10 protein-coding genes are annotated in these 13,106 nt (G+C 50.2%); 5 read left to right on the forward strand and 5 right to left on the reverse strand.

What is annotated here, in order from left to right:
- The first annotated feature begins 64 nt into the window (after positions 1 to 64).
- Together J7438_RS09720 and J7438_RS09725 are read left to right on the forward strand one after the other, a co-directional pair.
- Positions 65 to 1,192 carry a hypothetical protein gene (locus J7438_RS09720; protein ID WP_209276380.1) on the forward strand — a complete coding sequence of 376 codons (1,128 nt, stop codon included), beginning with the start codon at positions 65 to 67 and terminating at the stop codon, positions 1,190 to 1,192.
- 749 nt (positions 1,193 to 1,941) lie between these two features.
- Positions 1,942 to 2,646, forward strand: a complete 705-nt coding sequence (locus J7438_RS09725) for a hypothetical protein (RefSeq protein WP_209276381.1) — start codon at positions 1,942 to 1,944, stop codon at positions 2,644 to 2,646.
- A 160-nt stretch (positions 2,647 to 2,806) separates the two neighbouring features.
- Here J7438_RS09725 and J7438_RS09730 read toward each other — a convergent pair whose 3' ends face one another.
- From J7438_RS09730 to xdhA, 5 genes are all read right to left on the reverse strand, one after another.
- Entirely contained in the window at positions 2,807 to 3,568 is a 762-nt protein-coding gene (locus tag J7438_RS09730; RefSeq protein ID WP_101748183.1) for a DeoR/GlpR family DNA-binding transcription regulator, read from the reverse strand.
- Between the two features lie 448 nt (positions 3,569 to 4,016).
- Complete coding sequence (gene yihG / locus J7438_RS09735; RefSeq protein ID WP_209276382.1) at positions 4,017 to 4,940, reverse strand: 1-acylglycerol-3-phosphate O-acyltransferase, YihG family; 924 nt, start codon at positions 4,938 to 4,940, stop codon at positions 4,017 to 4,019.
- Between the two features lie 24 nt (positions 4,941 to 4,964).
- A complete protein-coding gene (xdhC, locus tag J7438_RS09740) occupies positions 4,965 to 5,828 on the reverse strand; it encodes a xanthine dehydrogenase accessory protein XdhC (protein WP_286196500.1) in 864 nt (287 codons plus the stop codon).
- A gap of 8 nt (positions 5,829 to 5,836) precedes the next feature.
- Positions 5,837 to 8,170 carry a xanthine dehydrogenase molybdopterin binding subunit gene (gene xdhB / locus J7438_RS09745; RefSeq protein WP_209276384.1) on the reverse strand — a complete coding sequence of 778 codons (2,334 nt, stop codon included), beginning with the start codon at positions 8,168 to 8,170 and terminating at the stop codon, positions 5,837 to 5,839.
- Positions 8,163 to 9,638, reverse strand: coding sequence for a xanthine dehydrogenase small subunit (xdhA, locus tag J7438_RS09750; RefSeq protein WP_353620115.1), 1,476 nt, complete (start codon positions 9,636 to 9,638; stop codon positions 8,163 to 8,165). The genes xdhB and xdhA overlap by 8 nt, the downstream gene beginning before the upstream one ends.
- 329 nt (positions 9,639 to 9,967) lie before the next feature.
- Between xdhA and J7438_RS09755 the strand changes: the two genes are divergently transcribed.
- The 3 genes from J7438_RS09755 (at position 9,968) to J7438_RS09765 (ending at position 13,072) form a co-directional block, all read left to right on the forward strand.
- Positions 9,968 to 11,314: an NCS2 family permease gene (locus J7438_RS09755; protein WP_209203836.1), complete on the forward strand. Its 1,347-nt coding sequence runs from the start codon at positions 9,968 to 9,970 to the stop codon at positions 11,312 to 11,314.
- Between the two features lie 193 nt (positions 11,315 to 11,507).
- Entirely contained in the window at positions 11,508 to 11,891 is a 384-nt protein-coding gene (locus J7438_RS09760; protein ID WP_209203837.1) for a DUF2541 family protein, read from the forward strand.
- A 236-nt stretch (positions 11,892 to 12,127) separates the two neighbouring features.
- Positions 12,128 to 13,072: a Gfo/Idh/MocA family oxidoreductase gene (locus J7438_RS09765; RefSeq protein ID WP_209276385.1), complete on the forward strand. Its 945-nt coding sequence runs from the start codon at positions 12,128 to 12,130 to the stop codon at positions 13,070 to 13,072.
- Positions 13,073 to 13,106 lie beyond the last annotated feature (34 nt).

A 13,106-nucleotide genomic window follows, 5' to 3' on the forward strand; every position in this document is an offset into this window, starting at 1 on the left:
AGGCGACCAAACGCAGCTATGATTTTCATGTGACAAAAGAATCATCTGCGAGAGGCCGCCCTCCATGAAAGTATGTCACCCACTGACCATTCCCGCTAGTAATCACTGCCCTGCAATCGAGATGCTGCAACATCGGTTATCTCTTCTTCGCCAGTCATGCCATGAGCTCCACTGGGAGGATTACGAAAATGAACTGCATAACCTCATGGCTCTTGCAGAACAGGAGATTCTCTCTGAAGACCTCCAAAAACTGGACGTCAATGAACCTTCTATTGAGGTCAAGGGCACCGTTTATCGCAGGGTGGCTCAAAATCATCAGACATACCAATCTGCTGCTGGCCCTGTCCGAGTAAAGCGAACCCTGTATCGATCCGGCTCAGGAAGCAAATGTATAGTCCCCCTGGAACTCCAGGCAGGGATTGTTGAAGGGTTCTGGTTACCCAGGGCGGCAAAGCAAGCGGCATGGATGGTAGCTCAGTTGCCACCAACCGAAGTTGCAAGCCTTCTTGAGTTGCTGGGAAATATGAAACCGTCGGCCAGTACTTTGGCTCGTCTTCCTGCAAAACTCAGTGAACGGTGGGAACAGTATCTTGAACCTTTTGAGTATATTCTGGCAGACAACTTTCCGGTTCCAGCCAATGCTGTGACGGTAGCGGCCTCTCTTGATGGTGTAATGCTGCCTATGAAGGACGGAAAGCGTCAGGAAAAACGGGACAAGGGAGCAGCTGAAGGCAAGCGTATCAGAGGCCCTGCGGGTTGTCAGGAAGCCAGTTGTGGGACGCTGTCGTTTTATGATGATCTGGGTAATCGTCTATCCACCATAAGGATGGGGCGAATGCCCGAGAGCAAAAAGGAGACATTGAAACAGTCCATCAAGAATCACCTGAATAAGGTCCTTGAACAAAAGCCGGGTCTGACATTGGTGAAAGTCGCAGATGGAGCCAAAGACAACTGGACATATCTCTCCAGCGATTTACCTGAAGGTCATGAAATTATCGACTTTTACCATGCGGCAGAGCACCTGAAGAAAGCCTTTGATCTGTCGTACGGTGAAAATAGTCCAAAGGCTAAAGAGAAGTTCAAAACGTACCGGCATATTCTGAAAGAAGAAACTGGCGGAATTGATAAAGTCATCAAGGCCCATGTCTTCCCATTTCCTAATAAAGTAGATCCATGGTACTTGTCAGTATGAGACTTTCACCCTTACGAATGGTTCTGAAGAAGCTGCGGCTTCTTTTTGTCTGGATTTTATGCAAGTTGTTAACAATAAGGGTTTTAGTACAACCTGTCTGCCGGCAGGTAGTATTCTAGAAGCAGGTTACTTCAGGTTCGACTCAATATGGCAGAGATTGAGGAATAGACTGAGAATTGTCGTGTACAGTGGTCAGATTACACAAAATATTGAATGGGTTGCGTTAAAGGAGGAACTTTTACAAGAGGAATTGATCTTAAGCTAAAGGTCAATTACCCAAATTCAATAATTTAATGCATAGTCCTATTTCTTATGTTCAATTACAGGCAGATTCTGATCGATTTTCTTCTGTCCGGGATGTCACTTTTTCTGAATCTGCTGCATCAGGGCATGCCTTCTTCCGTGGTGTTGCAGAAGCAGACTCTTTTCTATGTCCCATGTGTACTGATGAGATGACTGAAAATCACTTTCAGCCGCCAACGGTGCCTTTTCATAATCCATTTCTTAATCCCCATTTTAAAAAAAGGTCGGTAGTAATCGTTGTCAGCCATGCTACAAAAGATCATCCGGTTCACTTACCAGCCAGGACAGACGCCCAGAATGATACACCTGCTCCTGGATATATTCCGGATAATGAACGTTTTTCGATCCAGTCAATTTTAGGTTTAGGTCAATCATCCCTGCCAGGCTTATCGGCGCACTCTTTTCATCATAACGAAAACCAAACTCAGACCACCGCAGAGTATGAAATGGAGCCATCAGACAATATAGCCGGGTTAAGTGGTAAGAAGCCTGACGAAAGTTGCTCATTACTAATTGAACGTCAAAGTAATCGGTACCAGAATGACCCCGTTTACGTAAAACGCCAAAGGCCACGTCAAGGGAAGTGCTACCAGGATGATCCCGTATACGCACAGCGCGAAAGGGAGCGCAAAAAAGAGCTTCGCAAAGATCCCGCAAACGGTGAACACCCAAGGGCGTACCAGAGGGAACACCATAAGAATAATCCCGCTTACGCAGAACGCAAAAAGAGTCGTCAAAGGGAGCGCTACCAGAATGATCCCGCTTTCGCACAGCGCGAAAGGGAGCGCTCAAGGAAGAACAAAAAGGCGCTTCGCAAAGACCCTGCTTACAGACAACGTGAAAAGGATCGCCAAAGGGAGCGCTACAAGAATGATCCCGCTTACGCAGAACGTATCAAGGCTCGTCAAAGGGCGCGCTACCATAATGATCCCGCTTACGCCAAGCGCGAAAAGGAGCGCCGAAGGGAAAAAATCAAGGCGCGTCGTAAAGACCCTGCTTACGTACACTATGAAAGGGAGCGCGAAAGGGAGCGCCAAAGGGAACTTCGCAAAGATCCAGCCTACGTTGAACACAAAAGGGATTACCATAGGGAATACCAAAGAAAGCGCCGCCTTAGAGAGTCTCGCAAAGACCCCGCTAAAGCAGGGTGAATAAGGGAGTGCTCTCAGGGTAGACATTAAGGAATTCATGGCAGAATGGGTATTAGCGCTGTCCTGCACCAGGAGGCTGACCGAGAATAGCGCCCGTAGCGAGGATGGTAGAAAATTGAGGATAAAGGGAGCCACAGGGCTCCCGGAAGATGATCTCTGGTCAGGACGGCAGAATGATATTGCCACCGGCTTCGCGGATCGCGGCCAGATTCTCTTCATCAAACTTGCTGTCGGTGATAATGCAATCCAGCTCTTCCAGACGGGCAATGGTTTTCATGCTGGAGGCACCAAATTTACTGGAATCCGCCAGCAGAACAGTTTTATTGGCCCGTTCCATCATTTTACGACGAATGTAGTAATGATCGTTGGATGCCGTGGTCACGCCATTGTTCAGGCTCCAGCTGTTGGTGGCCAGGAAGGCGATATCCGCATTAATGCTGTCCAGGAATGACAGGGCAGCAACATCCGTGTGCGCCTTGGTGATGGCGCTGACATTACCACCGGTGGTGAACACCTTAACCGTTGAAGAGTCTGACAGCTGCAGGGCAATTTTCAGGTCAGTGGTGATTACGGTGACCTTCATGCGCATCATCAGTTTGGCCAGCGCCATTGTACTGGTACCAGAGTCCAGCAGAACGATCTGCCCTTCACGAATCTGCTTCAGGGCTTCATGGGCGATGGATTTTTTCTCTTCGATATTCACCGCGTTTTTCTTCTCGTAAGGGATATCTTCCATCAGGAAGCTTTTGGACACAGCTCCGCCATAGGTCACGCGCAGCTTGTCTTCTTGCTCCAGGGTACGAATATCACGACGGATGGTCATTTGGGAGACATCAAAACGTTCGGCCATTTCTTCGATGTTGGCACAGCCTTTTTCTTCAACAAAAGCAAGAATATGTTCGCGACGTTCAACCGGAAGCATAGTTGTTCCTCATTAAATGGAGCATGATCAGTTTGCCCTGTTGATCAACTGGCACATCAGGTTCGCAGGACTCGACCAACGGTAATGATGCTTGCTTCCGATGAGTATTCAGAAAAGTAATGTCCCGTAAGAAGGGCGTTACCGTGCGGTAATGAACTGATGGCACTCGAATGCAGAAGACCGATCAATGGGCATTTGGCGCGGGATTATATCACCAGAATGATGAACTATTGCTAATTTTTCATGGACTCGCGCAGTCCCGGGGAGTGTGAAAGGCCTTAACAGAAGGGCACTACAAAGGCACAAAGACACGAAGGTTTTTTCCGGGCTTGCCTGAGCTACGCTCAGCAAACAAAAAAAGCTTCCTTTGTGCTTTCGTGTCTTTGTGGTTCAAGGCTTTTATAACTTGTTCAACGTATAAACCGGGAAGTTAATTAAGGACCATTCCTTACTCATGCTCAACAGCCACTGCTCTGGCGTGGTTTTCCTTGACTGACAGAATCAGCTGGTCCTTTTCAGTCCACAGTTCATTCACCCAGTTCTGACACTGTTCCCGAAATACCTCATCATTACTGTAATCCCGACCAAGATAAGCGTCAGAAATTGTCTGTTTTTCAACCCTGACGTTGATGGCACCGCCCCGGCCGCAGAGGAAATCCCAGAACGATGGCACTCCGTCCTGGTAAACAATGGTGATATTAATCAAAGTGCGCAGCTGTTGATCCATGGCTCCAAGCACAAAACCAACACCGCCGGCCCGTGGTTTCAGCAGATGTTGAAAAGACGACTTCTGTTGCTTGTGTTTGGCATCGGTAAAGCGGGTTCCTTCAATAAAGTTAAAAACCGATACCGGAACATCCCGGAACTTTTCACAGGCTTTTCGGGTGGCTTTAAGATCTTCACCGCGTTTCTCCGGGTGCTTTTCCAGATAGGCCCGTGAATAGCGTTTCATAAACGGGAAGTCCAGGGCCCACCAGCATAACCCGATCACCGGTACCCAGATCAGCTCCTGTTTCAGAAAGAACTTCAGCATGGGAATTCGGCGGTTCAGCAGGTGCTGGACAATCAAAATATCCGCCCAGGACTGGTGGTTACAGGTGACCAGATACCATTCATCTTTCTGCAGGCTGTCCAGTCCTGCAATTTGCCACTGCATCCTCCGGGTAAGTTTCATCCAGCCACTGTTGATGCTGATCCAGCACTCAGCAATAGCGATGCACAGGCGGGTACATAGTTTTTGCCACGGTTTGATCGGTATCAGAAAACGACTAATACTGAATGCCAGTAAAGGTATGCTCATAATCAGGGTGTTTATCACGAGCACACTCGCGGAAAGGCAACCCCTGAGAAAAGCCGGGATAGATGACAGCATAGTATCTACACACGTTAGTTATTATCATTGGGCAACTTCATGCTGCTGAGAATGTAAGAGTTTTTTCAAGCCTTGCCAAGGGATACCTTCGCGCTTTTTATGGTTCTCACCCCGATTGCCATTGTGTATGGATAAAATTTCAGCAGCAATCGCAATGGCTATTTCAGCAGGCTTTCGTCCCCCAACACTTTCCAGGCCAACCGGACAGCGCATATGCTCTATTTGGGCTGGCGAGAAACTGCCTTTGTGTTCCAGTCGCTGACGAAAACGCTTTGCCTTGGTTTCTGAGCCAATAACACCCAACCAACGACTTTGGTCGTGTTTTAGTGTTGCTTCGGCAATGGCGAAATCCAGCTGATGGTTGTGGGTGACCACCAGAACAAACGTATCCTCTGGCAGGTTTTCTACCTCCAGCTCCGGCTGATCACTGATGCAGACCCGGACATTTCCCGGCAGCTGTTCAGGAAACAGTGCTTCCCGGCTATCGATCCAGGTAATCTGGCAATCCAGAGGCGCCAGGACATTCACCAGCGCATGACCCACGTGACCGGCACCAAACAGGGCAATATGAAAACCACAGGTGGTGATCGGTTCCAGCAGCGCACTGACACTGCCACCACAGCACTGCCCAAGCTTCGGGCCAAGGGGAAAGTGCTCCAGAACTGGCTCTGAGTGATGGTTAAGCAGCAGTTCCCGGGCTTTCTGGATCAGCAGAAATTCCAGTTGCCCGCCACCGATGGTATCAAAGCACTGGTCAGTCGTGACCACCATTTTACTGCCAGATTTTCTGGGGGCAGAACCTGCTGACCCCAGAATAGTCACCAGTACACCGGACTCGCCGGTTTGCTGAAGCCTGGCCAGGGCATCAATCCACATATCCTCTCCCATCACACGTTTTATAGCGCTGTCTTTTTTATGGATGTGACGGCCGTCAATACCCTTTCCGGGGTGGCAGGCACATCAATTTGTGGATTAACCTGATAATCCGAAAGGCTGGATACGGCATCCCGAATGGCACACCACACCGACATACCCAGCATAAAGGGGGGCTCGCCTACTGCCTTGGAGTGATAGATGGTGTGTTTCGGGTTTGGCTGCTGGAACAGCTCGACATTGAATACCGGTGGCATATCTTCAATGGTCGGGATTTTATAGGTGGCGGGGTTATTACTCAGCAAACGTCCACTGTCGTCCCATACCAGTTCTTCGGTGGTCATCCAGCCCATGCCCTGGATAAAACCGCCTTCAATCTGACCCCGATCAATCGCCGGGTTCAGTGAGTGGCCCACATCATGAAGAATGTCCACCCGATCCACCTTGTACTCACCGGTCAGCGTATCCACGGTGACTTCTGACACGGAAGCACCACAGGCAAAGTAGTAAAACGGTCTGCCACTGGCGGTTTCCCGATCGTAGTGAATTTCCGGCGTGCTGTAGAAACCACTGCTGGATAGGGAAATCCGGTTCAGATATGCCGCCTGGATAAAGTCGGCAAACGGCATTTGACGTTCACCAAGACGCACTTCGTCATCATGGAATGACACTTCCTGCCCTGAGACGCCATAGTGCTCAATGGCAAAGTCAACCAGACGATCCCGGATTTTCTGGCAGGCATCCTGAGCGGCCTTGCCATTCAGGTCGGTACCACTGGATGCCGCAGTGGGTGACGTGTTGGGTACTTTGTCGGTGCGGGTGGACGTCACCTGCACCCGTTCCAGAGAAACACCGAACTCGTTGGCCACGATCTGGGCGACTTTGATATAAAGACCCTGACCCATTTCGGTACCGCCATGGTTGATCTGAATACTGCCATCGGTATAGACATGGACAAGAGCACCGGCCTGGTTCAGATGTTTTGCGGTAAAAGAGATACCAAATTTCACCGGTGTCAACGCCAACCCTTTTTTCAGTACCGGGCTTTGCTGGTTGAATGCGCGGATGGCTTCCCGTCGTTGCCAGTAGTCTGAGCTTTCTTCCAGCTGGCCGATCACCTCATGCAGTACGTTATGTTCCACGCGCTGATGGTAATGGGTGGTATTCCGGTCAGTGATGCCATAGAGGTTTCTCTTGCGAACCTCCAGTGGGTCCAGCCCGGTTGAACGTGCGATGTCGTCCATAATCCGTTCAATAACCAGCATGCCCTGAGGTCCGCCAAAGCCTCGGAAAGCGGTATTGGATGCGGTATTGGTTCGGCAGCGATGGCCGATCACGGTGGCGTTATTGAGATAATAAGCGTTATCAGAGTGGAACATGGCCCGGTCGACAATGGCGTCGGTCAGGTCCGGGGAGTGCCCGGCATCACCGGCCAGTTCGATATCAACACCTGCCAGCAGGCCCTGCTGATCAAAACCCACGGTATAGCGATGGCGGAAAGGGTGTCGTTTACCGGTAGAGAGCATATCCTGCTGTCGATCAATACGAAACTTCACCGGTCGGCCGGTTTTTACCGCCAAAAGTGCCGCAATACAGGCCGGGGCTGCGGCCTGGGTCTCCTTGCCACCGAAACCACCGCCCATACGGCGCACATCGGCCACCACTTTATTCAGTGGTATGCCAATGACTTCAGCGACCAGCTTTTGCACTTCAGAAGGGTGCTGGCTTGAGGTATATACATGGAGCTGACCGTCTTCCTGGGGAATCACGCTGGCAATCTGTCCCTCAAGATAGAAGTGCTCCTGTCCACCGTTCGACATCTGTCCCGATAGTCGGTGATCCGCATTACCAATGGCCTGTCCGGCGTCGCCTTTTTTCATGGTGTGGTCAGGCCGTACAAAGGAGTTTTGCGCCATGGCCTGATCAATACCCAGAATGGCATCCAGCGGACGATATTCAATCACGGCTTTGCGGGCTGCTAATTTTGCCGCTTTATGGGAGGTGGCTGCCACGGCAAACACCGGTTGGCCGATATAATCCACCCGGCCATCGGCCAGTAGCATATCGCCCGGAAAGACAGGGCCAATATCTTTGTGGCCCGGAATATCGTCTGCGGTGATGACCGCAATAACACCGGGCGTATTCCAGACTTCCTCAAAATTGATGCTGACGATGTCTGCATGGGCTTCTGTGGAAAGACCAAACCCGGCATGCAGTTGCTTGGCCATTTCCGGACGATCATCAATATAGAGGGCTTTACCCGTCACATGCAGATGAGCACTGTCGTGTTTAGCCGAGCGGTTCCCGCTTTTAGGACTTTGCTGCTGTTCACTGGCCAGATCCGGTAGTTTACGCATGACTGATAATCCTTACATTCTGGCCAGACAGTTCCATAAAATAACGCTCCAGCAAATTGCAGGCTGCTACAAGACGATACTCGCTACTGGCCCGGACATCGGACATGGGGCTGAACTCCTGACACAGAGCGGCCTTGGCCTGACTGAGCGTTTCCTGGTTCAGTGGTGATCCCGTTAATATCTGCTCACACAGGTCTGCACGCCTGGGGATGGCCGCCATGCCACCCAATGCCACTCTTGCCCTGGTTATGTGTCCATCGTCGTTGGTTTCCAGATTGATCGCGGCCAGGACGGTGGAGATGTCATCACCGTAGCGTTTGCTGAGCTTATAGACTTTCAACTGATGAGGGGTTGTGGGAATACGGATTCGGGCAATGTACTCGCCGGATTTAAGCTCAGTCTTTTTGTAATCCAGGAAAAACCGGTTCAGTGGGATATTGCGGAGGGTGTCTCCGTGACGAAGATCCAGAGAAGCATCCAGCGCCAGTAACACAGGGGGAGTGTCGCCTATGGGCGAGGCGTTGCCGATGTTACCGCCCAGGGTTCCCTGATTGCGTATCTGCTGGGAGCCCAGCCGGTCCAGCATCTGCGCAAACTCAGGAAAGTACTTCGACAATATGGGTTTCAGGCTCCGATAAGTAACAGCCGAACCAATCACCAGCTCATTGTCTTCCTCGTGAATGGTCTGCAGAGAAGGAATATTCTTTACCAATACCAGTTTGTTTATTTTCTTCAGCTGTTGAGTCACGTCGAGCCCAAGATCGGTCCCACCGGCCAGAATTCTGGCGTCAGGGTTTTCCACCAGGTACCGGGCGAACTCATCTTCACTGGCAGGAATAAATGCACCGTGACCGCTGACACTGCCCTGTTGTTCTATGGTTTGTAGTCTGGATAAAGTTTCTGCCCGGTTTCTGAAGAATTTGTCATCCGGTTGCCCATTGGCCAGGCTCTCAGCGGCATCAACCAGGGGGCGGTAGCCAGTGCATCGGCACAGGTTGCCACCCAGGGCCTCAAGAACATCCGGTTGGTTTTCCGGAGGTTCATGGTGAAGCGCAAATAACGACATCACAATGCCCGGGGTACAGAAACCACATTGCGACCCATGGTGGTCAACCAGTGCCTGTTGTACCGGGTGTAACTCGCTCTTGTTATTTTGGTTATCTTGTGGGTGGGCCGAGCCTGCCAGATCTTCTACGGTCAGTAGCTGCTTACCATGCAGCGAAGGCAGCAGCGCAATACAGGCGTTCATGGTATTATATTTCAGCCGATCGCCCTCTGGCTCACCCACCACAACAGTGCATGCGCCACAGTCGCCTGAGCAGCAGCCCTCTTTGGTGCCAGTACGCTGTTCAGTGGCAGGCTTTGCAGAGCTGGTTTCAGCGTTGCCTCGAAGATAATCAAGAACCGTGGTATCTGAAGCGGTGTCCTCAACTTCGATGAGCCGATCGTTAAGAAGAAAGCGAATCACGATGGCATGTCCTTTTCTTTTTATTTTGTCTTTCTATGCCATGACAGGCCTTTTGCAACAGACTCTGAAGCTCTCGTTGGGCGCGCTGTATGGCATTTCCAGCCTGTTAATTTGCATTAATTTGACTATCTGGTCAGGAAAATAGCAAGCTAACAACTGTGAATTTTATTGACTATATAGTCAGAAATTTGCATTGTTCCAATCCAGGTTGTTAGTCTTGCCAGGCTGGATAAAGATTTTCACGACAGAATACAGGTACCTGAATCTGGGAGGCTCTGCTTCCGTATGACCGGGATCTTAAAATTTTCAACAACAGGATTAGAGCCTCTATGAATGGAGCGGATACAAGACCACTGCCTTTGGCAGATGAGAAACCTACTTTTCTCGAGCGGTTATTCAAGCTTAAGGAGCATAACACAACGGTAAAAACCGAGCTGGTGGCTGGTTTCACCACCTTTGTCACCATGTGTTACGTGGTGTTTGTGATACCTGGTATGCTTGCCGATGCCGGTATGGATAAAGGCGCTTTGTTTGCGGCTACCTGTATTGTCGCCGGTTTGAGCTCCATCGCTATTGGCCTGTATGCCAACTGGCCCGTAGGCCTGGCACCCGGTATGGGCCTGAATGCGTTCTTTGCCTATGCCGTTGTGCTGGGTATGGGCTACTCATGGGAACAGGCGATGGGTGCCGTTTTCTGGGGGGGTATCGGTTTTATGCTGCTGAGCCTGTTTAAAATCCGTGAGTGGATAATTAACAGCATTCCGAAAGGTCTGCGAGTGGGTATTACCGCCGGTATTGGCCTTTTCCTCGCGCTGATTGGTTTGAAAAATGCCGGTATTGTGGTGGCCAGCCCGGGCACTATTATCACGCTGGGTGATATTACCCAGTTCAGCCCGGTGATGGCCTGTTTGAGTCTGCTGTTGATTCTTGGGCTGGCTTACCGTGGCTTTAAAGGCGCTGTGCTGACCGCCATTGTCGTTGTGTCGGGCATAGGCCTTCTGGCCGGGGATATCGCCTTTCAGGGAATATACTCCGCTCCACCGAGCCTTGAACCTGTGGTTGGCAAACTGGATATCATGGGTGCCCTGAAACCGGAGATGCTGGGCGTTATCGTTGCTTTCATGTTTGTGAATTTGTTTGATACCACCGGAACGTTGATTGCCGTTGGCGATAAAGCTGGCCTGGCTGACGAGAATGGTAAGATGCACAACATGAACCGGGCGATGGTTACCGATGGCACCGCTTCCTGGGCAGGTGCTCTGATGGGAACACCGACGGTGACATCCTATGTAGAAAGTGCTTCAGGTGTCGCAGCAGGCGGACGAACAGGCCTGGTAGCCGTCACTGTGGGTGTTTTGTTCCTGCTCTGCATGTTCCTTTCGCCACTGGCGGCCATGGTTCCCGCCTATGCGACAGCTGGTGCCCTGATTTATGTTGCCGTGCTGATGGCCGGGAGCCTTGCGAACATTGACTGGAATGATCTGACGGAAGCGGGTCCGGTGTTGATTACTGCCATTATGATGCCGCTGAGCTTTTCCATCGCTAACGGTATTGCTCTCGGGTTTATCGCTTACCCACTGGTAAAACTGTTGGCGGGCAGGGCTAATGAAGTCAGTATCAGTATGTGGATTCTGGCCACATTATTTGTTCTGAAGTTTATTTTTTTCGGGATTTGATTGATCTCGTCTGGTGTCCGGCCATTTGAAGTCAGTAAATATGGCTGCAAATGGTCGGGTGTTTACGTGTTGTAATCTCTGTTCGTAGTAATAAGTCGCCGTATTTTTGGATGTCTACTGACTATGGCTTTGGCGCCAGTTTCCTTAATATCCGCTTGAATTATTTTACCAGTAAGAGTTGATAAAGATTACTATGAAAAAGCTTTTGACCCTGGCATTGATGAGCGTGCTGAGCTTTGGTGTTATGGCGGATGACTGGAAAAAACTCGGCGAGCGTCGTGTGTCTTTCCAGAGCGAGCAGGATGTCATTCATGTAAGTGGTTTTAAGGGTAAGTACGATACCATTGCATTTAAAGTGAGCAGAGCGCCAATTTTCATGAAGAAGATCCGGGTGGTTTTTGGTAATGGCGAGTCTCAGAATATCCACATCAACAGGCGTCTGCATCAGGGCAAGCGTTCACTGCCATACCGTCTGCTGGATGAAGACCGCGTTATCAACAAGATTGAGATGGACTACAGAACTGCTGTGGGTGGTCACAAATATGCCGAAGTGAGCGTATACGGCAAGCGCAGCTGATTCCTGGCAACGCATTTTCTGAAGGCAGTGTATCCCGCTGCCTTTCACTTTCTGCCCATTTCTTCCTCTTCTTCTAGCAGAACTAGCAGAACTGCAATTTCTGTCTATCTTTTCTTTACTGCTTCTATTCATAGACAACCTTGATCAGGGAATATCGTTTTAATACCAATTCCATAACCGGGTCAATACTGTTAAGAGTGGCGGCGTTCCTATAAGTCAGAGAGTGATGCCAGCAAATGCTACGAACGGCAGTGATTGGAGCGGGTTATCTCGGTAAATTTCATGCTCAGAAGTATGCCCGGCTGGCATCCAGCCACCTTGTGGGTGTTGCCGATATCAATGAGACCTGTGGCCAGCAGGTTGCCAGCAACTGTAACACCCATTATTTCAGTGATTACCGGGATCTGATCGGGCAGGTTGATGCCGTCAGTGTTGTTGTTCCTACCTCTATGCATCACGCCATAGCCAGTGACTTTTTGAAAGCGGGTGTGCATGTGCTGGTGGAAAAGCCCATGGCCAGTAATGTATCCCAGGCTGAAGAGATGATTAAGCTGGCCAGGGAGCAACAGCTTGTCCTCCAGGTTGGCTTTCTGGAGCGCTACAACGCGGCACTGGAGTGCGTTGCCGACAAGGTTAACCAGCCCCGGTTTATTGAGTCTCACCGACTGGCCAGCTTTAAACCACGATCCATGGACATCAATGTGATTATGGATCTGATGATTCATGACCTGGATATTATTCTGAATATCGTTGATTCCCCGATACTGGATATTGCGGCCAATGGCAGTGCGGTTTTGTCTGACACCATTGATATTGCCCAGGCCCGTTTGTCATTTGCCAATGGCTGTGTTGCCAATGTGACCGCCAGCCGAATCAGTCAGAAAAGCAAAAGGAAAATGCGGATTTTCCAGAAATGCTCTTGTATCTGCGTTGATTTTCAAGCGCTGAAAGTCAGCCATTTCTTTAAAGGTGAAGGGGAGTTGCATCCGGGTGTTCCAGCCATTGAATGTCAGGAGCAGAGTTATCAGGGCAGTGATGCGCTCAGGCTGGAGATTGAAGACTTTCTTCTGAGTGTTATTGCCGCAAGCCCCCCAAAGGTCAGTGGTGAAGATGGTCGAGATGCGTTGCATGCCGCGAACAGAATTTCGGAGATTATTCATAAGACAGGTGTAAGCCTCTGACAGCGAATGTTGAGCGGCTGGCAAAGGATAAAAT

The organism is Thalassotalea sp. G20_0, assembly GCF_017744175.1.
In the GTDB taxonomy this organism is placed as follows: Bacteria; Pseudomonadota; Gammaproteobacteria; order Pseudomonadales; family Endozoicomonadaceae; genus Endozoicomonas.

Excerpts from the sequence above, each read along its gene's own strand:
- J7438_RS09720 (WP_209276380.1), top strand. The coding sequence starts at position 65 with ATGAAAGTATGTCACCCACTGACCATTCCCGCTAGTAATCACTGCCCT.
- J7438_RS09725 (WP_209276381.1), top strand. The coding sequence starts at position 1,942 with ATGGAGCCATCAGACAATATAGCCGGGTTAAGTGGTAAGAAGCCTGAC.
- J7438_RS09730 (WP_101748183.1), bottom strand. The coding sequence starts at position 3,568 with ATGCTTCCGGTTGAACGTCGCGAACATATTCTTGCTTTTGTTGAAGAA.
- yihG (WP_209276382.1), bottom strand. The coding sequence starts at position 4,940 with ATGCTGTCATCTATCCCGGCTTTTCTCAGGGGTTGCCTTTCCGCGAGT.
- xdhC (WP_286196500.1), bottom strand. The coding sequence starts at position 5,828 with ATGGGAGAGGATATGTGGATTGATGCCCTGGCCAGGCTTCAGCAAACC.
- xdhB (WP_209276384.1), bottom strand. The coding sequence starts at position 8,170 with ATGCGTAAACTACCGGATCTGGCCAGTGAACAGCAGCAAAGTCCTAAA.
- J7438_RS09755 (WP_209203836.1), top strand. The coding sequence starts at position 9,968 with ATGAATGGAGCGGATACAAGACCACTGCCTTTGGCAGATGAGAAACCT.
- J7438_RS09760 (WP_209203837.1), top strand. The coding sequence starts at position 11,508 with ATGAAAAAGCTTTTGACCCTGGCATTGATGAGCGTGCTGAGCTTTGGT.
- J7438_RS09765 (WP_209276385.1), top strand. The coding sequence starts at position 12,128 with ATGCTACGAACGGCAGTGATTGGAGCGGGTTATCTCGGTAAATTTCAT.